Source organism: Pectobacterium cacticida (assembly GCF_036885195.1).
Classification (GTDB): domain Bacteria; phylum Pseudomonadota; class Gammaproteobacteria; order Enterobacterales; family Enterobacteriaceae; genus Pectobacterium; species Pectobacterium cacticida.
Genome location: NZ_CP133656.1, coordinates 2588758 through 2614916, shown reverse-complemented (window position 1 = coordinate 2614916; position 26159 = coordinate 2588758). Strand labels below are relative to the sequence as shown.

The window sequence follows — 26159 nt, the reverse complement described above, 5'->3', positions numbered from 1 at the left end:
TTGATTTTTTGATATTTTATACTGAATATGGTGTTTTTCCTTGCCCTAAATTCTGTTTGTTGGCGAGCCAATAATGACGGTTTTAATCACTCTGCTACCTGCAGAAGTGCCATAGGGAAGTTCCCCCAGCCGATTTAACGGAAGGCAGGCAGATTAGGCGGCGATTTTATTTTTCCCTCGAAACCGGTTCTCAGATGCGTTTACATAGCGGGAAACTCAGGTAACCTACAGTAAACAACAGCGACTTCAATGCGAAGCGACCACGTTGCAGACAGGCGAGAATTGCAGCAAAGTTAATCCCTATACGTAATAGCGTATGATAATCCTTCATGAAAATAGCGGTGTAATATGCAAATTTTAATAATGCGTCATGGTGACGCGGTTCCTGATGCCGCGAGTGATGCCGCTCGGCCATTAAGCCAGGCTGGCCGTGACGAGTCCCGGTTAATGGCTAACTGGCTCAACGATCAACACGTCGATATTGAGCGTGTTTTAGTGAGCCCCTACCTACGCGCACAACAGACGTTGGACGTGGTGAAAGAGGCGCTGCCGCTGCCGGAAGAAGCCGATTGCTTGAGTGAGCTGACGCCCGGTGGGGATGCTCAGCTTGTGGGCTATTATTTGCAAACGCTGGCCAGAGAAGGCGTTGGGGCAGTGCTGGTGGTGTCGCATCTCCCGCTGGTGGGGTATCTGGTCGCTGAGTTATGCCGAAATGACACGGCGCCGATGTTTGCTACGTCAGCCATCGCCTGTGTGCAGGTCGATGCATCGACGGGTCACGGCACGCTTAACTGGCAAGTAAGCCCGGCACAGTTGACGACGAAACCCTGATTACGCATTGAGTCAATCAGATACAGCTCGTGTAAGGCGTTCAACGATTACGCCTTCGCGGTTGTCATGGACCTAATCAAGCGAAGGGGCCTCCAGCGCGACCAGGATTAATAGTGCGGCAGTGCCTCCGAACTCTTTTGGGGCTTGATGAAATGCCAATACGTCGGGGTGCTGCGCCAGCCAGAGCGGCGTTTGCTGTTTAAGAATATGTTTGCCGTGCCCGTGCATTACGCAAGCACAATAGACATGCTCCCGTCGGCATGCGGCAAGCAGCGCGCCTAATTCCTGTTTTGCCTGGCGTTGCGTCAGGCCGTGTAGATCCAGAAACAGCTCTGGCGAATAATCACCCCGTCGCAGTTTTTTCAACTCATAGTGGCTAACGCCGGGGCGCACATAGCGCGTCGGGCCTTCTGCGTCTAACTGTGGCTGAAATTCATCCGAAAAATAAAAACTGGCATCTACCTGCTCCTGCAATACCCGCTTGGCGGGCGGTTCACCAAGTTTTCTGCGCAGTGGTTGATGGGTATAGGTATCCTGACGCAATTTTTTTGTGCCAGCGATCGAACGATGAAAAAGCTGCAATTCATCGTCATTCAGGGAATATTTATTACTCATGTTTCATTCATCTTGCGTCAACATTACATCAGTTTACCTTGTGTCTTCGCTGTCGCTAAATAAAACTCTGTATCAGGTACGCTCGGTCGGTTGGTGCGCCCTAAAACCCCGGCCTTCAGGGCGGGGAGGGTGTCAAATCTGCTGATTTGTAGCGGGCTTCATGGCAAACTAAGCGCCACTTTCCCATCCAGCACCGTCTGCGGAGGACACCCTTGGACAAAATTTTCGTTGATGAAGCCGTCAGTGAACTTCATACCATTCAGGATATGTTGCGCTGGGCTGTCAGCCGGTTTAACGCCGCCAATGTCTATTATGGTCACGGGACGGATAATCCCTGGGATGAAGCGGTACAACTGGTATTGCCTAGCTTGTATCTGCCGCTCGACATTCCTGACGATATGTACACATCACGTTTGATTATCAGCGAGCGGCAACGCATCGTTGAGCGCGTTATCCGCCGCATCAATGAACGTATCCCGGTGGCGTATCTGACCAACAAAGCCTGGTTCTGCGGCTTAGAATTCTATGTTGATGAACGCGTTTTGGTGCCGCGCTCTCCCATCGGGGAGCTCATCAGTCACTATTTTGCCGAGCAACTGCCTAAAACGCCAAACCTAATTTTAGATCTGTGTACCGGCAGCGGCTGTATCGCTATTGCCTGTGCTCAGGCATTCCCTGAAGCGGAAGTCGATGCCGTGGATATTTCTGCCGAGGCGTTAGCCGTAGCCGAGATAAATATTCAACAGCACGGCCTGACGCATCGCGTAACGCCGATTCGATCTGACCTGTTCCGCGATCTACCGATGGTTCGCTATGATTTGATCGTGACTAACCCGCCGTATGTGGATGAAGAAGATATGGCCGATCTGCCGCAGGAATTTCGCTGCGAGCCTGAGCTGGGGCTGGCCGCCGGCAGTGACGGTTTAGATCTGGTGCGTCGTATTCTGGCTTGTGCGCCAGACTACCTTAATGATGACGGTGTGCTGATTTGCGAAGTGGGTAACAGCATGGTGCATCTGATCGATCAATATCCAGAGATTCCGTTCACCTGGCTGGAGTTTGATAACGGCGGCGACGGCGTGTTTATGCTAACGCGATCGCAACTGGTTGATTGCAGTGCGCACTTTAGCGCTTACCGTGCTTAAACGGTCATACCATTAGTCATGAGTCTTACCGTTTGAACACAGATCGACGGGAGATGAAAACAGAACAAAGGCGAAGGAGTTGTGATGGCAGGCAACAGTATTGGGCAATTTTTCCGTGTTACTACATTCGGCGAATCCCACGGTATCGCGCTCGGGTGTATTGTCGATGGCGTTCCGCCAGGTATTCCGCTCACGGAGGCGGATTTGCAACACGATTTAGATCGCCGCCGTCCGGGCACTTCCCGCTATACCACACCGCGTCGCGAGCCCGATCGGGTCAAGATTCTGTCCGGCGTTTTTGAGGGCGTAACAACAGGAACCAGTATTGGCCTGTTGATTGAAAACACCGATCAGCGCTCCCAGGATTATGGCGCGATTAAAGATGTTTTCCGTCCCGGCCACGCGGACTATACCTATGAGCAAAAATATGGCCTGCGCGATTACCGCGGCGGTGGTCGCTCTTCCGCTCGTGAAACCGCGATGCGTGTTGCCGCAGGGGCGATTGCGAAGAAATATCTGCAACAACAACATGGTGTGAAAGTGCGTGGTTATTTGGCGCAGATGGGGGAGGTCACTTGCGAGCTGAAAGATTGGGAACAGGTTGAGCAAAACCCGTTTTTCTGCCCGGATATCGACAAGCTGGACGCTTTGGATGAACTGATGCGAGCGCTGAAAAAAGAGGGCGACTCCATTGGCGCGAAGGTGAGCGTCGTGGCGGAATCTGTGCCTGCTGGGTTAGGCGAGCCGGTTTTTGACCGTCTGGATGCCGATTTGGCCCATGCGCTGATGAGCATTAACGCGGTGAAAGGCGTCGAAATTGGCGATGGTTTTGCCGTTGTCGCCAAACGCGGTAGCGAAAACCGGGACGAAATCACACCGGAGGGTTTCCAAAGCAACCATGCTGGCGGCGTTTTAGGCGGGATCAGTAGCGGCCAGGATATTGTCGCGCATCTGGCATTAAAGCCGACCTCCAGCATTATGGTGCCGGGGAAAACGATCAACCGTCAGGGTGAAGCGACGGAAATGGTGACGCGTGGGCGACACGACCCGTGCGTAGGCATTCGTGCGGTACCCATCGCTGAAGCCATGATGGCGATTGTGTTAATGGATCACCTGCTGCGCCAACGCGCACAGTGTGGGGATGTCAACAGTCAGGTTCCTCGCTGGTAAAACGATGAAACACGCGTACATTGGTATTCTCGCACTGTCGCTGAGCACGACACTTTGGTCGCATGCCGCATGGGCGAAGACGCCCTGGCAGGAGATCGCACATCCGGTTGCAGGTGCGCCGCAGTCGATCGGGAGTTTTTCCAATGGCTGTATCATTGGCGCCCAACCGTTGCCTTTACAATCGCCAGATTATCAGGTGATGCGTGTCGATCAACGGCGTTATTTCGGTCACCCCAATCTTTTGGCGTTTATTCAGCGCCTGAGCCGCGATGTTAAGCGCACAACGTCGGGTATTGTGTTGGTGGGCGATATGGGTATGCCTGTCGGCGGGCGTTTCAGCAGCGGTCATGCCAGCCATCAATCCGGGCTGGATGTCGACATCTGGTTGCAGTTGCCCAGGCAGCGTTGGAGTGAGCAACAGTTACTGAGGCCACAGCCAATCGATCTGGTGAAGGCCAACGGGCTTAGCGTCAATCCGCGTGTCTGGCGATCTGACGTCACCACCTTGATTAAAACCGCCGCATTAGACAGCAATGTGACGCGTATCTTCGTCAATCCGGCGATTAAAAAACAGCTTTGCGCCGAAGCGGGAGACGATCGCGATTGGCTGCGTAAAGTCCGCCCCTGGTTCGCGCATCGCGCACATATGCATGTGCGTCTGCGCTGTCCGGCGGAGAGCCTGGAGTGCCAGGATCAGATCGAACCGCCACCCGGTGACGGGTGTGGGGCAGAGCTAACCAGTTGGTTCCAGCCGAAGCAGCCAGGTGGTAAAGCGCCAGAGAAAACAACGCCGCCGCCATTGCCCGCCTCTTGTCAGGCCTTACTCGACAGACATTTTACTACGAGATAATAGATAACGATGGATGGGGTAGTCTTAGGCGCAGACATACTGTCATTACTGTTTTTTGTCGGCGCGTTAGCCGGATTTATTGATGCCATCGCGGGCGGGGGCGGGTTATTGACGATCCCGGCTTTACTGGCGGCAGGGTTATCCCCCGCGCAGGCGTTGGCAACGAATAAACTTCAGGGCGTAGGCGGATCTTTCTCCGCCAGCCTGTATTTCATCCGTCGGCGCGTCGTGAATTTGAGAGAACAGAAACTGGCCATTGCGCTAACGTTTGTCGGTTCCACGTTTGGTGCCTGGCTGATTCAGCAAATCCATGCCGATTTCCTGCGTCAACTGTTGCCGCTACTGATTATTGGGATTGGCCTCTATTTTTTATTGACGCCTAAAGTCGGTGATGAAGATCGGCAACGCCGTCTGTCGCCGCTGCCATTTGCACTCGTGGCCGGCGGTTGCGTCGGTTTTTATGACGGTTTTTTCGGCCCTGGCGCCGGTTCTTTCTACGCGCTGGCGTTTGTAACCTTAAACGGATTTAATCTGGCAAAAGCGACAGCCAATGCCAAGATCCTGAACGCGACCTCCAACTTTGGCGGGCTGCTGTTTTTTATACTTGGGGGAAAGGTGGTTTGGGTCGTCGGCGGCGTTATGTTGGTCGGGCAAATCCTCGGAGCACGGTTGGGCGCTAAAATGGTGATGACGAAGGGGCAAAAGCTGATTAGACCAATGCTGGTGCTGGTTTCGGCCACCATGAGCGGTAAGCTTATTTATGATAGCCACGGGCATGCGATCGCGGCCTGGCTGGGACAGTTTTTATGATGGCGACAGGAAACATGGCGATAACGCACCATTATCAACAACTCATTGACATTTTTAATGCGTGTTTTAGTGATGAATTCAATACCCGGTTGGTCAAGGGCGACGATGAACCGATCTATCTGCCGGCGGATGAGCAAGTCCCCTATCACCGGATCGTTTTTGCCCACGGTTTTTATGCCAGCGCGCTACACGAGATTTCTCACTGGTGCATTGCCGGTGAGCAGCGGCGCTTGCAGGTTGATTTCGGTTACTGGTATTGCCCTGATGGCCGCGATGCGGCGACGCAAAGCCAGTTTGAGGCGGTAGAAATCAAACCGCAGGCCTTTGACTGGCTGTTCTGTGTCGCTGCCGGTTTCCCGTTTAATGTCAGTTGCGACAACCTAAACGGCGACGCTGAACCGGATCGTATTGCATTCCAAAGACGCGTGCATGCGCAGGTGATGGAGTATCTGGAAGTCGGTATCCCCGCACGCCCGGCTCGCTTTATTCACGCGCTACAATCGTTTTACACTACGCCACCGCTGACGGCGGAACGCTTCCCCTATCCAGCCGATCTGTAATAAGTGGGAAGGGCAAAACTTGAGGATAAGAAATGATCGTAGAATTTGAAACGCGCATCTTGGCGCTAATTGATGACATGGTAGAGCACGCCAGCGATGATGAATTGTTTGCTGGCGGCTATTTACGTGGACATCTGACGGCGTCGGTCGCGGCAGCGGAAGCGGACGGAGAATATACGCTTGAAGCGCTGTATACGCGCGTGAGCGACAGTATTAAAAATGCCATCAAAAATGAACTGTCACCACCGGATCAGATTTTGGTTCACGGAATGTGGGAACGGTTGTTCGAACAGGCGCAAAGGAGTACACACTAATTCGATCTGCACTTGCTGTTAATCTGTCCGTGCTGACTCTCTGGAGCCAGCACCTCTGGTTCATTATTAATCTGGTGTAACGGGTTTACCTTTCAGCAGTTTTCTAACCCAAAAACGATTCGGATTCAGCGCCGCGAGCGTATCGCGATCGAGTGGCAGGGGTTCACCATATATCTGCGAAGCCAGAATTTCGGCCGCAAGTGGCGCGGAGCAGAGTCCGCGTGAGCCTAACGCGCCAATAATAAACAGATCTTGCCAATAGGGCGCATTGGGTACCGTGTCGGCGCGGTGTTGGGGATGCAAGCGTTCTTCATATTCCACCAACGTTTGTTGATAGTCTGGAACGGCTCCCAAGAGCGGCAGATGATCGCGCAGCGCGCAGCGAACGCCCTGCCGTGCTTGCGCGCCACTGACATCGATCGTTTTGGCCCACTCTGCATGGGGTAAGCAATTCAGCAGCCGTTGACGGTTCTCCTGCTGCTCTTCCTCCCGGTAATCACAGCGGGTTTCTCCCCGGACATAGCTTGCCCCGATACAGTGCGTCTGGTGGCGTGGGCTGACTGGCGTCAAATAACCGTCGTAGCACAGCACCTGCTTGAGCTGCCCTAATACCGGGGTGGTTGGAACGTGGCTGACTTGCCCGCGCACCGGGTAGGCGGGTAAATGCCGGGTTTGCGGCCAATCGGTAATCTTAAAACCATTTGCCAACACCACGACCGCATGATTCACCTGCTGTCCGGAACCGAGGACGAGCGCCCAGCCGTCTTGCATTTTTTTCAGTGTGGAGACAGTGGTATTCATCTTTACCGACAGACCGTTCTGCTGCGCTAGCTTTAACGCAGCGGCTGTTAGCTCTGCCGGACACAGCCAGCCGCCATCGGGGTAAGTGATGCCGTTTACATCGGTATTCAGGCCGCATAGATGTTTTAACTGCTGGGCATCCGCGCTCGCGACCAGCGCTTCCGGCCATGCGCCTTGCAGAATCTGTTCGATCTTACGCGCGCTTTTATCATCCCAGGCGAGTTGGCTAACACCACACCACTGGTGCTCAAATACTAAACCTTGTTGTGCCAGCGCCGTGTAACTGCGATGGGCAAAATCAAAAGCAAGGGAGAAAAAGCGGGATACTGCATCGTGCCGGTTATTCAGCAGAGGATACAGCGCGCCCTGACGATTACCAGAGGCTCCCGTGGCGGCCTGTGCTTCCGCACAGTAGAGCGTAACCCTTGCCCCACGCCGTTGCAGCGCCAGCGCGGTGAGCACGCTGGCGATACCGCCGCCGATAATCGCAATATCTTCGGTCGTGCTGGCCGCCGGGCGCGCATACCATGGTGTCTGCGAGGTGATGGGCCGCATGTCGGGAAGGATGCCGCTCAACATCTCGCGTTTCTGCCCGAACCCTTTGACTTTACTGACCTGAAATCCCGCCTGTTGCAGACCGCGGCGCACAAAGCCCGCGGCGGTAAAAGTGGCAAATGTGCCCTCTTTTCGACACAGCCGCGCCATTGCCTGAAACAGATTTTCCGTCCACATATCCGGATTTTTCGCGGGGGCAAAGCCGTCCAGAAACCAGGCATCGACCTGATGATTCATGGTGTCATCCAACTCAGGTAGCAATGTATTGACGTCACCAAACCACAGATCGAGCGTGATAGTGCCTTGCGCCAGAACCAAACGATGGCAGCCAGGCAGCGACAGCGGCCATTGACCACGCAGTTCATCCGCCAACTGAGCCAGTTTCGGCCAGCGGGCGTGTGCGGCAGCCAGATCGTGTTGATGCAACGGGAATTTTTCGAAGCTGATGAAATGCAGATGGCGCAGCACTGCCTGCGGCCGCTGTTGGCGAAAGTCGGCAAAGGCTTGCCACAGCGTGAGGAAATTCAACCCGGTACCAAAGCCAGTTTCAGCGACCACGCAAGTCGTTCGGGGATGCGTAACAAAACGTTCGGGAAGCTGATTGCCCTGTAAAAACACATAACGGGTTTCCGCTAACCCATCCTGATTCGAAAAATAGACGTCATCAAACTGTTGCGATACAGGTGTACCCTGCGCGTTCCAACGTAATGACGCCTGTTGGATGGGACGGTTGTTCACGGCAAAAGCTCATTATTCAGGTGATGGTGAGATTTTAACGAGCCGGATATCGCGGCGCAAATTTCGTAGTAATTTCACGGTAGTTCGGCTGATCGGACTTGTTCAGCTTACAACTGTACGCTAAAGTGCGAAGCGAAATCCCAAACTCTATAAGTGGAAAAGAGGTATTAAATGAAACGTGCAGTGATTACTGGCCTGGGGATCGTATCAAGCATCGGTAATAACCAGCAGGAAGTTCTGGCGTCATTGCGGGAAGGCCGCTCGGGTATTACTTTCTCTCAAGAGCTGAAAGATTCCGGCATGCGTAGTCACGTCTGGGGGAATGTCAAACTGGACACCACGGGCCTCATCGATCGCAAAGTTGTGCGTTTTATGAGTGATGCATCGATTTATGCCTACCTATCCATGGAGCAGGCGATTCAGGATTCCGGGCTTCCTGATGAGGTATACCAGAATAACCCACGTGTTGGCCTCATCGCCGGTTCAGGCGGTTCTGCGCGTTATCAGGTCTTTGGCGCTGACGCGATGCGTAGTCCGCGCGGCCTGAAAGCCGTTGGCCCTTATGTCGTCACCAAATCAATGGGATCTGCCGTTTCCGCCTGTCTGGCGACACCGTTTAAAATTCACGGCGTCAACTATTCAATTAGTTCGGCCTGCGCGACATCCGCGCACTGTATCGGCAATGCGGTTGAGCAGATCCAGATGGGCAAGCAGGATATCGTTTTTGCTGGCGGCGGTGAGGAACTGTGTTGGGAACTGGCCTGTGAGTTTGATGCTATGGGTGCGCTGTCGACCAAATATAATGAAACGCCGGAAAAAGCGTCCCGGACCTATGATGCCGATCGTGATGGTTTCGTGATTGCGGGCGGCGGTGGCATGGTGGTGGTAGAAGAATTGGAGCATGCGCTGGCGCGTGGCGCGCACATTTATGCAGAAGTCGTCGGTTACGGCGCAACCTCTGATGGTGCAGATATGGTTGCCCCATCGGGCGAAGGCGCGGTGCGTTGCATGAAAATGGCGATGCAGGACGTCGATACGCCGATCGATTACATCAACACGCACGGCACCTCTACGCCCGTGGGCGATGTGAAAGAGCTGTGGGCGATTCGTGAAGTCTTCGGCGACAAGGTTCCGCCGATTTCTGCGACCAAGGCGATGACAGGGCATTCGTTGGGGGCGGCTGGCGTTCAGGAAGCCATTTACTCGTTGCTAATGTTAGAGCACGGTTTTATTGCGCCAAGTATTAACATTGACACGCTGGACGAGCGTGCGGAAGGGATGAATATCATTACTGAAATGACCGAACGCGAATTGACGACGGTGATGTCTAACGGGTTTGGTTTCGGTGGCACCAATGCCGCGCTGGTCATGAGAAAACTCGCTATTTAATGGGGTTATCCCGCAGAGAAACAGAACCCCGCAGGCGCATGCCGCGGGGTTTTGTCTTTGAATAGCGGCTGTCATCGCCAGAGGCAATTGCCTCTAGAGTAGAATCCAGAGTAAAAATACCGCTACGCAGGCGCTAACAATCACCAGGAACATGGGTTTATGGAACAGGGGTTGCCAATTGAGCGGCAGCGATGCGATTAAGGGATTAAACAGCGGATGTAACGACGGTGAGACTGCATTCCAGTCCGCTTCCTGCGTTCGTTGGATACGCTGGGTAAACAGGAATGCTAATAGATCGCTAACCTGCATCGGCGTTAGTGGCGTATGCGTGTTGAGGGGAAAGCGATTCTGCGCGTAATCGATCAAAAGCTGCTGTTCTTGCGCCGTTAGCGGTTGGGGTAACAGCGCTTGTAACGGCGCGAGGGTGGGGGAAAGCAGAGCATTTTGCGTCGTTAGAGGCGGTAATGATGCCGTCGCTGAAGACAAATGCAGCGCTGCCGCATTTGGCGGGTTTGCCATATTAGCTGCGCTGGTTGGTGAGGGCGGTGGCGATCCCCCCGGTGGCCCTGCATTAGACGGTGTCGCTAATGTCGTCGGCGAGGTGGCGCGCAACAATAGCGATGTTTGTTGAAGCTCAATTTTCGCCTGTAGGAACTGTGTCAGCAAAGGCAGATGTTTTAACGGGATGGCGTCGCCAGGGCTAAGATTTTGCATCGACATCAGCGTGCTCCACACTTTTGTCGGTGATTCGCCAGTCTGAGACGCCAGGCGAGTGACGAGCTGATTCAAACCGCGTAATTCTAACGCAGAAAGAGGGCGATCGAGTGAGGCAGCAGCCTGAATGGTCTGCGTTGTGGTCGTGGTAGCGGGTACTGTCGACTGTGAAATCTGTCCGTTTTGCAGCAGCGTCACCACCTGCTGTAGCTGCGTTTTATTGAGAGAACTTAAGGTCGTGCTGCCGAATTGTTGTTGGATGAAATGACTTACCGCCTGGCGGTTGTTGCCCTGAGTCAGCATCTCCGTTAGACGTTGCAGTACCAACTGGCGCCCGTCATTACTCTGTGCCTGCGTAAGGCGCGCCTGGAGTATCTGTTCGGCAGGCCGATAGTGGCGAGCGAGCAGTTCGTTGTTGTCTGCTAGCCCAAGCCCGTGTTTCACCGTCGTCCAGACCTCTGCCGCTTTTGAGGTCGTCAGCGTGGCAATTTTAAGTACCAGATTTTCCAGCGTAGTACGCTGCGCCAGCGATAACGGTCGATCGCTTTTGGCCGAACCCGCAGTGTTCAAGGTTGACGATGTGGTTGCCGTTGTCGCGCCACGTTCTCCGGGCGCCGGGGCGCCGGGGCCACTGACAGGTTGCATATTAGTTATCCTCGCCGCCGTCATGATTAAGATAAATCATAGCAATCCTCGGTGATGACGGGTAGTCATGTTAAAACCCGTGCAAATCGGGTGCGCCATCATGTCGTCTTCCGTTAAGCCGAGCGGATGGCGGCTTAAGCGGTTCGCCCGAGTGGAATGCGCAACCGTTGGGCGAGAACCACGCCGAGTAGCGTAATGCCCCCACCAACCAGATGATAACGGTGCAGCGGCTCGTGCAATAGTCCTATCGCGATTATCGCCGTAAATATCGGCGTCAGGTTCATAAAAATGGCTGCCCGGCTAGCGCCCAGGCGCATTACCCCCTGAATCCATAGATAAGGCGCAATGATAGAGGCCATGATGCCAGCGAAAATCACTAACGGTAGATTTTGCGCATTGAGCTCGACATTGCTCGTCAGCAAAAAATTGGGGATGAGTAGCACCACGCCGAAGGCAATTTGTACATAAAGCGATACCCAATTGGGCAATGGGATGCTCCAGCGTTTAGTGAGTACGCCATATATGGCATAAGACAACGCGGCGCAAAACATCATCAATTCACCGGGGCCGATCCCCTGCGCCAGAATATGTTCGGGATGGCCTGCGCTAATCAGCCACACAATGCCCGCCAGCGACAGAAGACTACCGAGCACAATACCCAATGTGGGTGCTACGCGCAGCAACGGGATACTGAGCAGGACGGTCAGTAACGGCACCAGCGATCCCATAATCCCCATCATCACGGCGCTGATCGAGTGCGCCGCATAGTAGGCCAGACTTTGATACAGCACCATGCCGAGCGCTCCCAAGACCAGCAGTTTCCAGGCATGTTGACGAATGATAGCCGCCTGCCGTCGCAGACCTGGCAGCATGAACGGCGTCATAACCAGAAATGCCAGTAGCCAACGGTAAAAGGAAATCGCGGCGGGATCGATTACGCCGGTAGCGAGCTTATTGACGATGACATTAATTGACCAGATCAGGACAGCAATGGCGGGAAAGAGAGCATTCAATGTTAGGTTTCTCATCACAGAGTGAGCTGAAGGCGCACGGGTCGCCAGTCAGGGGATAAAATGGGCAGCGCTACGATGGTAAACAACATAGCAGAGGCGCATGGCGGCGAGCAACCTGCATGCCCGTTAATGAAACAGCCTTGTTATTATGCACTGAAAAGGTGACGGTTCCTGGTCGTCTATGATGAAAACCGCGTGAAGCACTATCGGTGCGTTTCGCCAGTGAAAACCGTCACGTTGCAATTGCCTTGGGCTTCCCCCTTATTCGGTGGCAAACTGTTTCCCCCACGTTTTGGGGCTGGCTTTAGGTATCGGAGAAAACAATGAAGATTCTGGTTGATGAGAATATGCCCTACGCCCACGCGCTGTTCAGCCGTCTTGGTGAGGTGGTGAGCGTGCCGGGGCGACCGTTGCCGCGCGAACTCTTGACTGGTGCTGAGGCATTAATGGTGCGCTCGGTAACAAAAGTGAACGCCGATCTGCTGTCTGGCTCGACGATCAAGTTTGTCGGTAGCGCGACGGCAGGCACCGACCATGTCGATGACGCCTGGCTCCGTGCCAATAATATTGCGTTTTCCGCGGCCCCGGGCTGCAATGCCATTGCCGTGGTTGAATATGTGTTTTCTTCTCTATTGATGTTGGCCGAACGCGATGGCTTTCACCTGCGTGATAAAACGGTCGGCATCGTCGGCGTGGGGAATGTTGGTCGGCGTCTGAATACGCGCTTGAAAGCGTGGGGCGTGAAAACGCTGCTGTGCGATCCGCCGCGCGCCGATCGTGGTGATGAGGAGGATTTCTTACCGCTGGAGACCTTGGTGCGCGATGCTGACATCTTGACGCTGCACACACCGCTGTATCTCGACGGCCCCTATCGCACTCATCATTTAGTCGATGCCGCTGTACTGGAAGCGCTGACGGACGGTCGGATTCTGATTAACGCCTGTCGTGGCCCGGTGGTGGACAATAATGCGCTACTGGCCGCGCTGCAACAGGGTAAGAAGCTTAGCGTTATTCTCGATGTATGGGAACCGGAACCGGCACTGTCGACGGAACTGCTGTCTCGCGTCGATATTGGTACGGCGCATATTGCCGGTTATACCCTGGAAGGGAAAGCGCGCGGTACGACGCAGGTGTTTGAAGCCTGGAGCGAGTTTATCGGTATGCCGCAGCGGGTAGCGCTTGCGTCGCTATTACCCAAGCCAGACTACGCCGAAGTGATGTTGACCGCGCCAGTGGATGAAGCGTTGCTCAAACGTCTGGTACATCTGGTGTATGATGTGCGCCGGGACGATGCGCAGTTGCGCCGTGTCGCGCATTTGGCCGGGGAATTCGACCGCCTGCGTAAGCATTATCAGGAGCGACGTGAATGGTCATCGCTCCATGTCGTCTGCGCCGATGCCGATAGCGCAGCGTGTCTGAACGCGCTCGGATTCACAGCTTCAGTACGGGACGTACGCTAGCGGCGTTCTGCGTGAGCATCACTTTTTTATTCGTGAACTGACAACGGTGTTGCTATCGTCTGTCCCATTCATGATTTATGTTTTATGCAAAATTTGGGAGAGAACCACATGTCTGACGGCTGGAATATTGCCCTGCTGGGCGCGACGGGCGCAGTAGGCACGGCGTTACTGGAGTTACTACAGGAACGTGAATTTCCTGTGGGCGAACTGTATCTGCTAGCCAGCGAACGTAGCGCGGGTGAAACCCTACGCTTTAACGGCAAGTCCTACCTGGTCAGCGATGCCGCAAATTTTGATTGGTCACAGGCGCAGTTGGCTTTTTTTGTCGCCGGGCAGGAGGCTAGCGCGCGCTATGCGGAAGAAGCCGGGGACGCGGGTTGTTTGGTGATTGACAGTAGTGGCCTGTTCGCATTGGAACCCGATGTGCCGTTGGTGGTGCCCGGCGTGAATGCCCACACGCTGGCGGACTATCGTAATCGAAATATTATCGCTGTAGCGGATAGTCTGACCAGCCAATTACTGACCGCGATTAAGCCGCTGACCGACGGTGCCGGGCTGTCGCGCCTGCATGTCGTCAATATGTTGTCCGTTTCCGCGCACGGTAAAGCGGCGATAGACGATCTAGCAGGGCAGAGCGCCCGGTTGCTAAATGGTATCCCGCCCGAAGGCGGCATTTTCCCAAAACAATTAGCGTTCAACCTATTGCCACTACTGCCAGATGAGGCAGGCAGCGTACGTGAAGAACGGCGTCTGGTGGAGCAGGTACGTAAGGTGTTACAGGATGATGGATTACCGATCTCTGTGACCTGTATCCAGTCCCCTGTGTTCTACGGTCACGCTCAGGTTGTTCATCTTGAGGCATTGCGCCCACTGTCTGCGGAAGAAGCGCGTGACGAATTACTTAATGCCGGAAATATTCAGGTTAGCGACGAACAAGATTATCCGACGCAGGTTGGTGATGCTTCCGGAAACGGGCAATTGAGCGTGGGCTGCCTGCGTAATGATTATGGCATCCCTGAATTGCTGCAATTTTGGTCGGTCGCTGATAATGCGCGTTTTGGCGGTGCGCAAATGGCGGTAGAAACGGCTGAGCATTTGGTGCGGGAGTATCTAGGGTAATGTCGGAAAGCACTCAAGCGGCGGCAGTCCCGGCTGGCGTTGTTATGAAGGACGGCGGCGCGCCGCTGAAAATCGCGTTGGGCATTGAATATGATGGTAGCCAGTATTATGGCTGGCAGCGCCAAAATGACGTCGCCAGCGTGCAAAACTGTCTTGAAAAGGCGCTGAGCAAAGTCGCTGATGAACCCATAGAAGTGTTTTGTGCCGGACGTACCGATGCTGGTGTACACAGTACGGGACAGGTGGTGCATTTTACCACGCACGCGATCAGAAAAGAGGCCGCCTGGACGATGGGCGTGAATGCGAATTTACCGTCAGATATCGCGGTGCGCTGGATGAAAACAGTGGATGACGATTTCCATGCGCGCTTTAGCGCAACGGCGCGTCGCTATCGCTATATCATCTATAATCATCGTTATCGGCCTGCGGTGCTCTCACATGGATTGACGCACTTTTATCACCCGTTGGATGCCGAACGGATGGAACGTGCCGCACAGTGCTTGCTGGGAGAGAATGACTTCACTTCGTTTCGGGCGGTGCAGTGCCAGTCACGCACGCCCTGGCGTAATGTAAATCATTTAAAGGTTATACGTCACGGCGACTATATCGTGGTAGATATTAAGGCCAATGCGTTTGTCCACCATATGGTGCGCAACATTGTTGGTAGCCTAATGGATGTGGGATGCGGCAATCGTCCCGAGTCGTGGATAGCGGAATTGTTGGCCGCCAAAGATCGTACACTGGCGGGCGTGACGGCCAGGGCTGAAGGGCTCTATTTAGTGGCCGTCGATTATCCCACGCGTTTTTCTATACCGCGGCCGACGTTGGGGCCGCTTTTTTTAGCTGACTAACATTTGTAGTAACAATACGTCTTTCCTGTGTCGCACGCTGCCGACTGGACAGAAACCATAAGGCCGTGCGCCATGCATATTAAGAGCCTATCCCAGTAGGCGTGATTGTCGCAGTCAGTTTGGTCACGGACAGCGCGCAGAAACCGGAGCGTACACGGAGTACGTGAGGATTTCGAGCACTGCCCAGGGCCAAAATGGCAAGTAAAATAGCCCTAATGGGATAGGCTCAAAGATAATGTTATTTAGTGAGCTATACGCAAGGCTACATGGATATTGCGGCTGCCTTGCGTATAGCGACGAAGTGCGATCGCTATAGACTTTGGGAGAAGATGTTGTGATGGATTTTATCCAGTTTATTATTGATTTTATTCTGCATATTGACGTTCATTTGGCGGAACTGGTTGCGCAATATGGTGTCTGGGTATATGCCATTTTGTTTTTGATTTTGTTTTGTGAAACTGGATTGGTCGTGACGCCGTTTCTACCAGGCGATTCGCTGCTGTTTGTCGCTGGAGCGTTGGCAGCGTTACCATCGAACGATCTGAACGTGCATACCATGGTGTTCTTAATGACCGTCGCCGCGATTACCGGGGATGCGGTAAATTACACCATTGGCCGATTGTTCGGCGAAAAGCTGTTCAGCAATCCGGAATCAAAGATTTTCCGCCGCAGCTATCTGGATAAAACACACGCGTTTTACGCACGCCACGGCGGAAAAACGATAATTCTGGCGCGTTTTGTTCCGATTGTGAGAACATTTGCGCCATTTGTCGCCGGAATGGGGCATATGAGCTACCGGCATTTTGCAGCGTATAATGTCATTGGTGCGCTATTGTGGGTGCTGTCTTTCTCCTATGCCGGCTATTTATTCGGCGATTTGCCCGTCGTGCAGGAAAATTTGAAACTACTCATTGTCGCGATTATCTTTCTCTCTATTCTACCGGGCATCATTGAGATTGTTCGTCACCGTAGAGCGGCCGCACGCGGCGATGTGAAATAAGTACCGTATGTTAACCTCCGGCTCGACCAATTTTTTATCCACAGTCTCGGAGCGTTATGGTTTAATGGACGGCATTTATGGTCTGTTTTTGAAAACATTCCCCGTTGCCGATGTCTGTGTATTGCGCTTGTCGCCAGATTTAGGCATTTTGCATTGGCAATGTTGTCTGGGAACAACATGAACAGCGGACTGGCGTTTGCCAGGTTCAAGCAGAAAGGTTATCAATGAGCTGGATTGAACGAATTCTTAACAAAAGTACTATCGCACCGACCCGTAAAGCTAACATTCCTGAAGGCGTCTGGACCAAATGTGATAGCTGCGGTCAGGTGCTTTATCGTGCTGAATTGGAGCGCAATTTGGAAGTTTGCCCAAAGTGCGATCACCATATGCGGCTTTCAGCGCGCGCGCGCTTACAGGCATTTCTGGATAATGAAAGCCTTGTCGAGTTGGGAAGTGAACTGGAACCGAAAGATATCCTGAAATTTCGGGATTCCAAGAAGTATAAAGATCGTCTGGTATCTGCGCAGAAACAGTCTAATGAGAAAGATGCGCTGGTCGTGATGAAAGGTACGCTATACGGTATGCCGATTGTTGCGGCGTCATTCGAGTTTGCTTTTATGGGCGGTTCAATGGCGTCTGTCGTCGGCGCGCGTTTTGTGCGCGCTGTCGAGCAGGCATTGGAAGACGGCTGCCCGCTGGTCTGTTTTTCCGCGAGTGGCGGTGCGCGTATGCAGGAAGCGTTGTTGTCGCTGATGCAAATGGCGAAAACCAGCGCTGCATTGGCTAAAATGCGAGCGCGTGGCTTACCGTATATCTCCGTACTGACCGATCCTACGATGGGGGGGGTTTCCGCGAGCCTGGCGATGCTAGGCGATCTCAATATTGCTGAACCCAAAGCGCTGATTGGTTTTGCTGGTCCACGCGTTATCGAACAAACCGTACGAGAGAAACTACCGCCGGGCTTCCAGCGCAGTGAATTCCTGATTGAAAAAGGCGCGATTGATATGATTGTGCGTCGACCGGAAATGCGCTACAAACTCGCCACGCTCCTTGCCAAATTGACGAATCGTCCTGAACCTGGCAATGATGATGTGGTTACCCGTAGCGATGCGTCACCCGAAGTTGAGGATGACGCATAATTGACACGCGAGTCAGAGCGCGTTGCATCCGAGTCAGAGCGCGTTGCATCCTACACGGCTGTCATATGCGCGCTCTGCCGATAATGAACCGTAAGCCAGTGAACGGGACTCATGAATACGACTCAACTACCTCAAGCCACGTCACCTTTGGTCACGTGGCTTCATTATCTTGAACATCTGCATGCTCAGGCCATTGATTTAGGTCTGGAACGCGTCAAACAGGTTGCCGAACACCTTCAATTACTACAGCCCGCCACCACGATTTTTACCGTTGCGGGGACAAACGGCAAGGGAACCACCTGTTGTGCGCTGGAATCTATTCTGTTAGCCGCCGGGCTACGGGTTGGCGTGTACAGTTCTCCCCATCTTATTCGCTATACCGAACGTGTTCGTATTCAAGGCAAGGAGTTGCCTGACGACCTGCATACTCAGGCGTTTGCCGATATCGAAGCAGGAAGGGGGGCGATATCCCTGACTTATTTTGAATTCGGTACGCTGGCGGCACTACAACTCTTCAAACAGGCGAATCTGGATGTCGTTATCCTGGAAGTCGGCTTGGGGGGACGTCTGGATGCGACCAATATCGTGGACGCAGATGTCGCCGTGGTTACCAGTATTGCGATTGATCACACCGACTGGCTCGGTCACGATCGTGAGAGCATTGGGCGTGAGAAAGCCGGAATATTTCGCCAGGATAAACCGGCCGTCGTAGGGGAACCGGATATGCCGGGTTCGATTGCCGATGTGGCTACCGAGAAAGGGGCGCGATTGCTGCGTCGTGGTCGAGACTGGGACTACTCCGTCCAGCGCGGTACGTGGAGTTGGCAAGATAAGCAACGTGAGTTGTCGCGGTTGCCATTACCGTCCATCCCGCTCCCGAATGCCGCCACTGCGCTGGCGGCATTGCATTACTCATCCCTCAATGTGAGTGAAGGCGCGATCCGGCAGGGGCTACAGCGTGCGACATTGCCAGGGCGTTTTCAGATAGTGCGGGAATCACCACGGCTGATTCTGGATGTTGCACATAATCCTCATGCGGCGGCCTATCTGGCAAAGCGTTTAGCTGAGCTACCTAAAGCTGGAAAGATACGAGCAGTGATTGGCATGTTGGTTGACAAAGATATTGCCGGTACGCTGAGTCACTTAACGCCCTTGGTCGATGTCTGGTACTGTGCGCCGCTGGAAGGGCCGCGCGGCGCAGCGGCAGAGCAAATCGCCGAACATCTGGCACGGAGTCAATCGTTTCCTGATGTCGTATCTGCCTGGCGACAAGCGACGCTGGACGCGGCAGATCGGGATATCATCATCGTGTGTGGATCGTTTCATACGGTAGCGCATGTGATGGCTGCGCTGGATGAGGAGGCGGCGAATGGCGAGTAAATTTCAAAATCGCCTGGTCGGTACGATTATTCTCGTCGCGCTGGGTGTGATCGTCTTACCCGGCCTACTGGACGGTAAGAAAAAGCACTACGAAGATGAGTTTGCCTCAATCCCGCTGATTCCCAAACCGGGTGACAGCACCGAGATGGAATCGCTGCCTGCGTTGAATCCTTCGTTGCCGAGTCTGCCACCCGAAGGGGCGCAAGCCGCGATGCAACAGGGCGCGCAAGCCGAAGCGTCCGAGGATAACGCGCCGGAACCGGCTACATTAATGCCGCCCCGTCCTCCGGCCGAAACGCCGGCTATAACAGCACCGCCTGTTGTGGTTGAACGCCAACCGAGCCAAATAGCCACGCCGAAGACTCAGCCAAAGCCAGAGGTGAAGCCAGAGATAAAACCAAAACCTGAGCCTAAAGCGGAAGTGAAGCCGGAAACCAGGCCGACGCCGCAAGCGCCAACCGCAGACGCTTATGTGGTGCAGCTTGGCGCATTAAAAAATGCGGATAAAGTCAATGAAATTGTCGCCAAATTACGCCTCTCTGGTTATAGCGCGTATACCGCACCGCCAACACCCGTTTCAGGCCAAATTACGCGTATTTATGTGGGGCCAGATGCCTCAAAGCAAAAGCTGCAAGCCTCGCTGGCAGACCTGAAACAACTGACCGGGTTAAGTGGGCAAGTGCGTAAACATACCGTCCGTTAACGCGGCGGAAATACGCTACGCAAACGTTTTCTTTTTCTGTTAGAATGCGCCGCGAACAGGATGATAGAGCGGCTTATCGATAGGATCGTTCATGGTTTGGGTTGATTACGTTATTATTGGCATCATCGGGTTTTCGGCGCTGGTTAGCCTGATCCGGGGGTTTGTTCGTGAAGCGCTATCGTTAGTCACTTGGGGTTGTGCTTTTTTTGTAGCCAGCCACTACTACACTTATCTCGCGGTTTATTTTACCCGTTTTGATGATGAACTGGTTCGTAACGGTATTGCCATTGCCATTCTGTTTATTGCGACGTTGATTGTGGGGGCCATCGTCAACTATGCGATTAGTTCGCTGGTTGAACGTACCGGATTATCTGGCACCGATCGCGTATTGGGCATTTGTTTCGGTGCGTTGCGCGGAGTACTGATCGTTTCCGCACTGCTATTCTTTCTGGATACCTTCACCGGTTTTTCACAAAGTGATGATTGGAAGCAGTCCCAGTTGATCCCGCAGTTCAGTTATATTATCAGGTGGTTTTTTGACTACCTGCAAAGCACGTCAAGTTTCTTGCCGCAGCATTTACCGCTGCGGTAGCGCTGATGAGGAAAAGACACCATGTGCGGTATTGTCGGTATCGCCGGTTTCACGCCGGTCAACCAGTCGATTTATGACGCGTTAACGGTGTTGCAACACCGTGGGCAGGATGCTGCAGGGATTGTGACCATTGATGCTTTTAATTGTTTTCGCCTGCGTAAGGCCAATGGTCTGGTAAAAGATGTGTTTGAAGCCCGGCACATGCAACGCTTACAGGGAAACATGGGGCTTGGTCATGTGCGTTATCCAACCGCGGGCAGTTCCAGCGCGTCGGAAGCACAGCCCTTTTATGTTAATTCTCCTTTTGGGATTACGTTGGCCCACAATGGTAACCTGACTAACGCTCACGAACTGCGTAAAAAACTGTTCGAACAGGAGCGTCGTCACGTCAACACCACGTCTGATTCCGAAGTTTTACTGAATATCTTCGCCAGAGAGTTAGACCGTTTCCAGCATTATCCGCTGGAAGCCGATAATATTTTTGCGGCTGTTGCCGCCACGCACCAGCAAATCCGCGGCGCTTATGCCTGTGTCGGTATGATTATCGGCCATGGTATGGTGGCTTTCCGCGATCCTAATGGGATTCGCCCTTTGGTGATTGGTAAGCGCGATCTGGACGATGGCCGCAGTGAATATATGGTGGCGTCTGAAAGCGTCGCGCTGGATACGCTGGGCTTCGAATTTTTACGTGATGTCGCGCCGGGAGAGGCGATCTACATTACGGAAAAAGGGCAGTTGTTTACCCGCCAGTGCGCAGAGAATCCAAAGAGCAATCCGTGCCTGTTTGAATATGTCTATTTCGCTCGCCCGGATTCTTTCATTGATAAAATCTCGGTTTATAGCGCACGCGTTCGCATGGGCCAGAAGCTCGGTGAAAAGATTGCGCGCCAGTGGGAAGACCTCGATATTGATGTTGTGATCCCCATTCCCGAGACGTCTTGTGATATTGCGCTGGAAATCGCGCGTATCATCAACAAGCCGTATCGACAGGGGTTTGTGAAGAACCGCTACGTTGGTCGTACCTTTATCATGCCGGGGCAACAGGCGCGTAAGAAATCAGTACGCCGTAAGTTGAATGCCAATCGTGCCGAGTTCCGCGATAAAAACGTACTGCTGGTGGATGACTCTATCGTACGCGGCACGACATCGGAGCAGATTGTCGAAATGGCGCGTGAAGCTGGTGCCAAACGGGTTTACCTGGCCTCCGCCGCACCGGAAATCCGCTTCCCTAATGTGTACGGCATTGATATGCCTAGCGTTAATGAATTGATCGCCCACGGTCGAGAAGTCGATGAAATCTGTAAACTTATCGGTGCCGATGCGCTGATTTTTCAGGACCTCGACGATCTGATCGATGCGGCGCGTGAAGATAATCCGGACATCACCCAGTTCGAATGCTCGGTGTTTAATGGAATTTACGTGACAAAAGATGTCGATCAACGCTATCTGGATTATCTGGAAGCCTTGCGTAATGATGACGCTAAGGCGTTGCGAGGCCAGAGCGAAGTTGAAGATCTGGAAATGCATAACGAAGGTTAACGTTTAGACGCTAAACTAGGCTTAATAAGGGGGGAAGACACGAATGTGCCTTCCTCCCTTGTCGTTTTCTTGCGTAAACTTTGCCTATACGGCACAGTTTAGTCAGATGATTTCTCCGCGTTTTTTCTTACGCGACGAGCCAGAGGCAGTATGAATGAAACGACTTATCGTAGGCATTTCCGGTGCCAGCGGCGTCATTTATGGTATCCGACTGTTACAGGTATTACAGGCGCTGGATGATATTGAAACGCATCTAATTATGAGCCAGGCGGCCCGGCAGACGCTGGCGCTGGAAACCGACTTTGGTCTGCGCGACGCACAGGCGCTGGCGGATGTCGTTTATGACACGCGCGATATCGCTGCTAGCGTATCATCGGGGTCGTTCAAAACGGCTGGGATGGTGATTCTGCCTTGTTCGATCAAAACCTTGTCCGGCATTGTGCACAGCTATAGCGACAATCTCTTAACCCGCGCAGCCGATGTCGTGCTCAAGGAGCGCCGCCCTTTGGTGCTGGGAGTGCGTGAAACACCGCTGCATCTGGGGCATTTACGGCTGATGACGACTGCCGTTGAATTGGGCGCGATCATCATGCCCCCCGTGCCCGCCTTTTATCATCGCCCAGAAAGTGTGCAGGATATTGTCGATCAGACGGTGAATCGTATCTTAGATCAGTTTGATATCAACCTACCGAAGGACCTTTTTATTCGTTGGCAAGGGGCGTCCTAGCAGGGACAGGGTCGCAGGCGTTAGTTTCCGCTCTATGGGCTGCTCAACGGGGTTGCCCTTTTTTTGTGCTTATTTATTGATTGGCACCAATAGGGTGCACCAGAGCCCTTAAAAGGTGCGTTTGAAGGTTCTATAGCTGGATATACTGCTTCTCTTCTATTGATGAAGGCCCGAACAATCATAGAGAAATATTTTAAAATCAAATTGTTACTCATTATTTATTTTGTGAGCTACCGATAGGGGTTTTACGGCACCGCAGAGTGGATTGTGGCATGAAATCTGCAATGCAATAGTGAATGTTAGAATACAAATAACAGGCGTATTGTTCATTTTTAAAGCAATAACGCACATTGATACTAACAACACTCAATTATGTAAGGGTAGCAATATGAAGAAACTGATTAAAGTTTTGCCGTTGGCACTTATTTTGGCCGCAGGCAGTGCAATGGCGGAAATCCCTAAGAATATTAAAATTGGCACCGATCCCACCTATGCTCCCTTTGAATCCAAAAACGCTAACGGCGAACTGGTCGGGTTTGATATCGATCTGGCAAAAGAGTTGTGCAAACGTATTCAGGCTAACTGTACCTTTGTGGAAAGTGATTTTGACGCGTTAATTCCTTCCCTCAAGGCTAAAAAAATTGATGCCATTATTTCTTCACTGTCCATCACCGAAAAACGCCAGCAGGAAATTGCTTTCACCGACAAACTGTATGCGGCTAATGCGCGTTTGATTGCGAAAAAAGGCGCGGGTATTGAACCCACGCTGGCATCTTTGGGCGGCAAGCGCGTTGGCGTGTTGCAGGCTTCAACGCAGGAAGCATTTGCCAATGCGCATTGGCAACCAAAAGGTGTAGAGATAGTTGCTTATCAAAATCAGGATCTCATTTATGCCGATCTACTCGCCGGACGTATTGACGCCGCTTTCCAGGATGAAGTAGCGGGCAGTGAAGGTTTCCTGAAACTTGATATGGGTAAAGACTATGCGTTTGCAGGCCCGGCGGTAAAAGACGATAAATATTTTGGTGTCGGAACAGGGATGGGGCTGCGTAAAGAGGATACCGAGCTGAAAGCGGCACTGGATAATGCCTTCAAGGCGATGCGTAGCGATGGGACTTACGATACTTTTGCGAAGAAATACTTCGATTTCGATGTCTATGGCGGCTGATGTCGCGATGACAAGCCTTGGTTTGCACATGGTGTAGCCGGATGGCTGGATAATACAGCGTAGGAGCAATCCTGCGTTGTGTTCGACAGAGGTCCTACTTTTAACGGATATCATTAATGCTTTACGGCTATTCCCAACTCATTCTGGATGGTGCCCTCATGACGCTGGAGTTGGCGGTAAGTTCGCTACTGCTGGCTTTGGTCATTGGTCTGATTGGCGCCTCCGCGAAATTATCTTCTAATCGTCTGTTGGCAGGGGGGTTCTCCTGCTATACCACGCTGATTCGCGGCATTCCCGACCTGGTGCTGATGCTGTTGATTTTTTACGGTTTGCAAATTGCCATTAATAGTGTGACGGAGTCGATCGGTCTGGCGCAGATCGATATTGATCCTTTGACTGCGGGTATCATTACGTTGGGCTTTATTTACGGTGCGTATTTCACGGAAACCTTTCGTGGGGCTTACCTGGCTGTGCCGCGTGGGCAAATCGAAGCCGCCGTTGCATTCGGTTTCTCTCCTATCAAAGTATTCCGGCGTATTTTGTTCCCATCCATGATGCGCTTTGCATTACCGGGCATCGGTAATAATTGGCAGGTGATCCTGAAGGCTACCGCGTTGGTGTCGTTGCTTGGCTTGAATGATGTGATTAAAGCGACCCAATTGGCAGGAAAGGGCGCGCATGAACCCTTCTATTTTGCGCTAGTCGCCGGGGCGATGTACCTGATTTTTACCACCGCGTCTAACGGTGTACTGTGGTGGCTGGAAAGGCATTACTCGCAGGGAGTCAAGAAAGTAAACTATGAGTGAGATCCTGCAACAGTATTGGCAGCCGCTTCTGTGGAGCGATGGATATCGCCTGACCGGGCTAGCGATGACGCTTTGGCTGCTGATTTCATCTGTGATCATCGGTGGGCTGATGGCGTTGCCGCTGGCCATTGCTCGCGTATCACCGAGACGGCGTTTCCGCCTTCCGGTCTGGTTATTTACTTATGTATTCCGTGGTACACCGCTCTATGTACAACTCCTGGTTTTTTACTCCGGTGTTTATAGTTTGGAAATTGTACGTGGAACCGATTTGTTAAATGCCTTTTTTCGCAGCGGGCTGAACTGCGCCATTTTGGCATTGGCGCTTAATACCTGTGCCTACACTACGGAGATTTTTGCGGGCGCTATCCGTGCCGTGCCGTATGGGGAAATTGAAGCGGCCAGAGCCTATGGCTTCTCTCGCTTTAAACAGTATCGCTGTATTATCTTACCGGGGGCATTGCGTATCGCACTGCCCGCCTACAGCAATGAGGTGATCTTGATGCTGCACTCGACGGCGCTGGCGTTTACCGTAACCGTCCCGGATATACTGAAGATCGCGCGCGATATTAATGCGGCAACCTATAAACCCTTTTATGCTTTTGGTATTGCGGCCATTATCTATCTGGCTATTTCATTCGTGCTAATTTGGCTGTTCAAAAGGGCTGAACGGCGCTGGCTACGTCATCTTCATACCCGTTCATCACACTAAATGCAGGAAAAGATCATGTCGAATAATAAACTGATGGTGACGGAACTGCATAAACGCTATGGTCAGCATGAGGTTCTTAAAGGGATTTCATTACAAGCGAAAGCGGGTGACGTTATTTCGATTATAGGATCGTCGGGCTCAGGAAAAAGTACCTTATTGCGCTGTATTAATTTTCTGGAAAAACCTTGTGAAGGGGCGATTTTTGTTAGCGATCAGGAAATTCGTATGGTGCGCGATACCGACGGACAACTGAAAGTTTTTGATAAAAAACAGCTCCAGATGTTGAGAACGCGTCTGACGATGGTATTTCAACACTTCAACCTGTGGAGCTTTATGACCGCGTTAGAAAACGTGATGGAAGCGCCAATTCAGGTATTAGGGCTCAGTAAAGCGGAAGCGCGCGAACGCGCCATGTTTTATCTGAATAAAGTGGGGATTACGGATTCTGCTCAGCAGAAATATCCATCTGATCTCTCTGGTGGTCAGCAGCAGCGCGTGTCGATTGCGCGAGCGTTGGCGATGGAGCCAGAGGTCTTGCTATTTGATGAGCCAACGTCGGCGCTTGATCCTGAATTAGTCGGCGAAGTGCTGCGCATCATGCAGCAACTCGCTGAGGAAGGAAAAACCATGGTGGTAGTGACGCATGAGATGGAATTTGCTCGTCATGTCTCCAGCCACGTTATCTTTTTACATCAAGGCGTAATTGAAGAAGAGGGTTCACCGGATCAGCTTTTCGGGAGCCCGAAGAGTGCGCGTTTGCAGCAATTTTTGTCCGGTGCGTTGAAGTAAATTCTGGGGCGAGGTAGTTATCCGGCA

At 52.7% G+C, this 26159-nt stretch carries 27 protein-coding genes; 22 read left to right on the top strand and 5 right to left on the bottom strand.

What is annotated here, in order from left to right; translation table 11 throughout:
• Positions 1-190: 190 nt before the first annotated feature.
• Complete coding sequence (locus tag RFN81_RS12050) at positions 191-331, bottom strand: hypothetical protein (protein WP_264496080.1); 141 nt, start codon at positions 329-331, stop codon at positions 191-193.
• A 17-nt stretch (positions 332-348) separates the two neighbouring features.
• Here RFN81_RS12050 and sixA point away from each other — a divergent pair, with 17 nt between their 5' ends.
• Complete coding sequence (sixA, locus tag RFN81_RS12045) at positions 349-831, top strand: phosphohistidine phosphatase SixA (RefSeq protein ID WP_264496079.1); 483 nt, start codon at positions 349-351, stop codon at positions 829-831.
• A 72-nt stretch (positions 832-903) separates the two neighbouring features.
• Here the strand turns inward: sixA and smrB are convergent, their stop codons facing one another.
• Positions 904-1446 carry an endonuclease SmrB gene (smrB, locus tag RFN81_RS12040; protein ID WP_264496078.1) on the bottom strand — a complete coding sequence of 181 codons (543 nt, stop codon included), beginning with the start codon at positions 1444-1446 and terminating at the stop codon, positions 904-906.
• 212 nt (positions 1447-1658) lie between these two features.
• On the opposite strand from smrB, the gene prmB reads away from it, so the two are divergent.
• The 6 genes from prmB to RFN81_RS12010 all read left to right on the top strand — a co-directional run bounded on the left by prmB (position 1659) and on the right by RFN81_RS12010 (position 6295).
• Positions 1659-2591 carry a 50S ribosomal protein L3 N(5)-glutamine methyltransferase gene (gene prmB / locus RFN81_RS12035; protein ID WP_264496077.1) on the top strand — a complete coding sequence of 311 codons (933 nt, stop codon included), beginning with the start codon at positions 1659-1661 and terminating at the stop codon, positions 2589-2591.
• 84 nt (positions 2592-2675) lie between these two features.
• Positions 2676-3761 carry a chorismate synthase gene (aroC, locus tag RFN81_RS12030; RefSeq protein WP_264496076.1) on the top strand — a complete coding sequence of 362 codons (1086 nt, stop codon included), beginning with the start codon at positions 2676-2678 and terminating at the stop codon, positions 3759-3761.
• A 4-nt stretch (positions 3762-3765) separates the two neighbouring features.
• A complete protein-coding gene (gene mepA, locus RFN81_RS12025) occupies positions 3766-4611 on the top strand; it encodes a penicillin-insensitive murein endopeptidase (RefSeq protein ID WP_264496075.1) in 846 nt (281 codons plus the stop codon).
• A 9-nt stretch (positions 4612-4620) separates the two neighbouring features.
• Positions 4621-5421, top strand: coding sequence for a sulfite exporter TauE/SafE family protein (locus RFN81_RS12020; protein ID WP_264496074.1), 801 nt, complete (start codon positions 4621-4623; stop codon positions 5419-5421).
• 14 nt (positions 5422-5435) lie between these two features.
• Positions 5436-5981 (top strand): elongation factor P hydroxylase, encoded by a 546-nt coding sequence (locus RFN81_RS12015; protein WP_264498953.1) that lies wholly within the window; start codon positions 5436-5438, stop codon positions 5979-5981.
• 32 nt (positions 5982-6013) lie between these two features.
• Positions 6014-6295, top strand: a complete 282-nt coding sequence (locus RFN81_RS12010; RefSeq protein ID WP_264496073.1) for a YfcL family protein — start codon at positions 6014-6016, stop codon at positions 6293-6295.
• Between the two features lie 66 nt (positions 6296-6361).
• Here the strand turns inward: RFN81_RS12010 and mnmC are convergent, their stop codons facing one another.
• Positions 6362-8389 carry a bifunctional tRNA (5-methylaminomethyl-2-thiouridine)(34)-methyltransferase MnmD/FAD-dependent 5-carboxymethylaminomethyl-2-thiouridine(34) oxidoreductase MnmC gene (mnmC, locus tag RFN81_RS12005; RefSeq protein WP_338539428.1) on the bottom strand — a complete coding sequence of 676 codons (2028 nt, stop codon included), beginning with the start codon at positions 8387-8389 and terminating at the stop codon, positions 6362-6364.
• A 171-nt stretch (positions 8390-8560) separates the two neighbouring features.
• Here mnmC and fabB point away from each other — a divergent pair, with 171 nt between their 5' ends.
• Positions 8561-9778, top strand: a complete 1218-nt coding sequence (gene fabB / locus RFN81_RS12000) for a beta-ketoacyl-ACP synthase I (RefSeq protein WP_264496071.1) — start codon at positions 8561-8563, stop codon at positions 9776-9778.
• 93 nt (positions 9779-9871) lie between these two features.
• Here fabB and flk read toward each other — a convergent pair whose 3' ends face one another.
• Positions 9872-11137 carry a flagella biosynthesis regulator Flk gene (gene flk / locus RFN81_RS11995; RefSeq protein WP_264496070.1) on the bottom strand — a complete coding sequence of 422 codons (1266 nt, stop codon included), beginning with the start codon at positions 11135-11137 and terminating at the stop codon, positions 9872-9874.
• A 134-nt stretch (positions 11138-11271) separates the two neighbouring features.
• Entirely contained in the window at positions 11272-12150 is an 879-nt protein-coding gene (locus tag RFN81_RS11990; RefSeq protein ID WP_264496069.1) for a DMT family transporter, read from the bottom strand.
• A gap of 323 nt (positions 12151-12473) precedes the next feature.
• Between RFN81_RS11990 and pdxB the strand changes: the two genes are divergently transcribed.
• From pdxB to hisP, 14 genes are all read left to right on the top strand, one after another.
• Positions 12474-13610, top strand: coding sequence for a 4-phosphoerythronate dehydrogenase PdxB (gene pdxB / locus RFN81_RS11985; RefSeq protein ID WP_264496068.1), 1137 nt, complete (start codon positions 12474-12476; stop codon positions 13608-13610).
• 108 nt (positions 13611-13718) lie between these two features.
• On the top strand, positions 13719-14729 hold the full coding sequence (locus tag RFN81_RS11980; RefSeq protein WP_264496067.1) for an aspartate-semialdehyde dehydrogenase: 1011 nt from the start codon (positions 13719-13721) through the stop codon (positions 14727-14729).
• 44 nt (positions 14730-14773) lie between these two features.
• Positions 14774-15580 (top strand): tRNA pseudouridine(38-40) synthase TruA, encoded by an 807-nt coding sequence (gene truA, locus RFN81_RS11975; protein ID WP_264498952.1) that lies wholly within the window; start codon positions 14774-14776, stop codon positions 15578-15580.
• Between the two features lie 337 nt (positions 15581-15917).
• Complete coding sequence (locus RFN81_RS11970) at positions 15918-16580, top strand: DedA family protein (RefSeq protein WP_264498951.1); 663 nt, start codon at positions 15918-15920, stop codon at positions 16578-16580.
• Positions 16581-16804: 224 nt separating this feature from the next.
• A complete protein-coding gene (gene accD / locus RFN81_RS11965) occupies positions 16805-17719 on the top strand; it encodes an acetyl-CoA carboxylase, carboxyltransferase subunit beta (protein ID WP_264496066.1) in 915 nt (304 codons plus the stop codon).
• Between the two features lie 111 nt (positions 17720-17830).
• The gene (gene folC / locus RFN81_RS11960; protein ID WP_264496065.1) at positions 17831-19099 is read left to right on the top strand and encodes a bifunctional tetrahydrofolate synthase/dihydrofolate synthase; all 1269 of its coding nucleotides are present in this window, start codon (positions 17831-17833) and stop codon (positions 19097-19099) included.
• A complete protein-coding gene (dedD, locus tag RFN81_RS11955; RefSeq protein WP_264496064.1) occupies positions 19089-19802 on the top strand; it encodes a cell division protein DedD in 714 nt (237 codons plus the stop codon). The genes folC and dedD overlap by 11 nt, the downstream gene beginning before the upstream one ends.
• Positions 19803-19893: 91 nt before the next feature.
• Positions 19894-20394 (top strand): colicin V production protein, encoded by a 501-nt coding sequence (cvpA, locus tag RFN81_RS11950; RefSeq protein ID WP_264496063.1) that lies wholly within the window; start codon positions 19894-19896, stop codon positions 20392-20394.
• A 21-nt stretch (positions 20395-20415) separates the two neighbouring features.
• Positions 20416-21933 carry an amidophosphoribosyltransferase gene (gene purF / locus RFN81_RS11945; RefSeq protein ID WP_264496062.1) on the top strand — a complete coding sequence of 506 codons (1518 nt, stop codon included), beginning with the start codon at positions 20416-20418 and terminating at the stop codon, positions 21931-21933.
• Positions 21934-22087: 154 nt separating this feature from the next.
• Complete coding sequence (locus RFN81_RS11940) at positions 22088-22660, top strand: UbiX family flavin prenyltransferase (RefSeq protein ID WP_264496061.1); 573 nt, start codon at positions 22088-22090, stop codon at positions 22658-22660.
• Between the two features lie 388 nt (positions 22661-23048).
• Positions 23049-23828 (top strand): lysine/arginine/ornithine ABC transporter substrate-binding protein, encoded by a 780-nt coding sequence (locus RFN81_RS11935; RefSeq protein WP_264496060.1) that lies wholly within the window; start codon positions 23049-23051, stop codon positions 23826-23828.
• Between the two features lie 116 nt (positions 23829-23944).
• Positions 23945-24634 carry a histidine ABC transporter permease HisQ gene (locus RFN81_RS11930; RefSeq protein WP_264496059.1) on the top strand — a complete coding sequence of 230 codons (690 nt, stop codon included), beginning with the start codon at positions 23945-23947 and terminating at the stop codon, positions 24632-24634.
• Entirely contained in the window at positions 24627-25343 is a 717-nt protein-coding gene (locus RFN81_RS11925; protein ID WP_264496058.1) for an ABC transporter permease, read from the top strand. Before RFN81_RS11930 ends, RFN81_RS11925 begins: the two co-directional genes overlap by 8 nt.
• Before the next feature lie 15 nt (positions 25344-25358).
• A complete protein-coding gene (hisP, locus tag RFN81_RS11920) occupies positions 25359-26132 on the top strand; it encodes a histidine ABC transporter ATP-binding protein HisP (RefSeq protein ID WP_264496057.1) in 774 nt (257 codons plus the stop codon).
• Positions 26133-26159 lie beyond the last annotated feature (27 nt).

Coding starts and splice junctions, on each gene's coding strand:
- RFN81_RS11980 (WP_264496067.1), top strand. CDS start 13,719: ATGTCTGACGGCTGGAATATTGCCCTGCTGGGCGCGACGGGCGCAGTA.
- RFN81_RS11940 (WP_264496061.1), top strand. CDS start 22,088: ATGAAACGACTTATCGTAGGCATTTCCGGTGCCAGCGGCGTCATTTAT.
- sixA (WP_264496079.1), top strand. CDS start 349: ATGCAAATTTTAATAATGCGTCATGGTGACGCGGTTCCTGATGCCGCG.
- purF (WP_264496062.1), top strand. CDS start 20,416: ATGTGCGGTATTGTCGGTATCGCCGGTTTCACGCCGGTCAACCAGTCG.
- accD (WP_264496066.1), top strand. CDS start 16,805: ATGAGCTGGATTGAACGAATTCTTAACAAAAGTACTATCGCACCGACC.
- folC (WP_264496065.1), top strand. CDS start 17,831: ATGAATACGACTCAACTACCTCAAGCCACGTCACCTTTGGTCACGTGG.
- RFN81_RS11925 (WP_264496058.1), top strand. CDS start 24,627: ATGAGTGAGATCCTGCAACAGTATTGGCAGCCGCTTCTGTGGAGCGAT.
- RFN81_RS11970 (WP_264498951.1), top strand. CDS start 15,918: ATGGATTTTATCCAGTTTATTATTGATTTTATTCTGCATATTGACGTT.
- pdxB (WP_264496068.1), top strand. CDS start 12,474: ATGAAGATTCTGGTTGATGAGAATATGCCCTACGCCCACGCGCTGTTC.
- RFN81_RS12015 (WP_264498953.1), top strand. CDS start 5,436: ATGGCGATAACGCACCATTATCAACAACTCATTGACATTTTTAATGCG.
- RFN81_RS11935 (WP_264496060.1), top strand. CDS start 23,049: ATGAAGAAACTGATTAAAGTTTTGCCGTTGGCACTTATTTTGGCCGCA.
- hisP (WP_264496057.1), top strand. CDS start 25,359: ATGTCGAATAATAAACTGATGGTGACGGAACTGCATAAACGCTATGGT.
- RFN81_RS12020 (WP_264496074.1), top strand. CDS start 4,621: ATGGATGGGGTAGTCTTAGGCGCAGACATACTGTCATTACTGTTTTTT.
- RFN81_RS12050 (WP_264496080.1), bottom strand. CDS start 331: ATGAAGGATTATCATACGCTATTACGTATAGGGATTAACTTTGCTGCA.
- flk (WP_264496070.1), bottom strand. CDS start 11,137: ATGCAACCTGTCAGTGGCCCCGGCGCCCCGGCGCCCGGAGAACGTGGC.
- fabB (WP_264496071.1), top strand. CDS start 8,561: ATGAAACGTGCAGTGATTACTGGCCTGGGGATCGTATCAAGCATCGGT.
- smrB (WP_264496078.1), bottom strand. CDS start 1,446: ATGAGTAATAAATATTCCCTGAATGACGATGAATTGCAGCTTTTTCAT.
- cvpA (WP_264496063.1), top strand. CDS start 19,894: ATGGTTTGGGTTGATTACGTTATTATTGGCATCATCGGGTTTTCGGCG.
- RFN81_RS11930 (WP_264496059.1), top strand. CDS start 23,945: ATGCTTTACGGCTATTCCCAACTCATTCTGGATGGTGCCCTCATGACG.
- dedD (WP_264496064.1), top strand. CDS start 19,089: ATGGCGAGTAAATTTCAAAATCGCCTGGTCGGTACGATTATTCTCGTC.
- aroC (WP_264496076.1), top strand. CDS start 2,676: ATGGCAGGCAACAGTATTGGGCAATTTTTCCGTGTTACTACATTCGGC.
- mepA (WP_264496075.1), top strand. CDS start 3,766: ATGAAACACGCGTACATTGGTATTCTCGCACTGTCGCTGAGCACGACA.
- truA (WP_264498952.1), top strand. CDS start 14,774: ATGAAGGACGGCGGCGCGCCGCTGAAAATCGCGTTGGGCATTGAATAT.
- RFN81_RS12010 (WP_264496073.1), top strand. CDS start 6,014: ATGATCGTAGAATTTGAAACGCGCATCTTGGCGCTAATTGATGACATG.